This is a genomic window from Mesorhizobium sp. M1A.T.Ca.IN.004.03.1.1, assembly GCF_003997555.1.
Taxonomy (GTDB): domain Bacteria; phylum Pseudomonadota; class Alphaproteobacteria; order Rhizobiales; family Rhizobiaceae; genus Mesorhizobium.
In genome coordinates, this window is record NZ_RZTV01000331.1 from 1 (window position 1) to 271 (window position 271).

Genomic DNA, 271 nt, shown 5'->3' on the forward strand with positions numbered 1-271 from the left:
CCGGGTCGGGTTCATTGATGAAGTCGACCTCGATCTCCCCAATATCGGCGTTCACCGGCACCACGTAATCCACCAGATCATTGTTAAGGAAACCGCCGAAGCGCGGATCGACTTCGGTTGCCTCACGAAGTGCTGCGCCGAAGGCCCACACGACGCCACCACGCACCTGACTGACCGCACTGCGCGGGCTGACCACGCGCCCGCAATCGGCGACACTCACCACGCGCGGCATCCTGATGCGCCGGGTGGTCGGCTCGACCTGGACCTCAAC

At 63.8% G+C, this 271-nt stretch carries 1 protein-coding gene; it reads right to left on the reverse strand.

All coding sequences use genetic code 11. The features are described 5' to 3' along the window. The coding region (locus EOD29_RS31865; RefSeq protein ID WP_164763949.1) for a molybdopterin cofactor-binding domain-containing protein at positions 1–271 on the reverse strand (271 nt) is incomplete at both ends.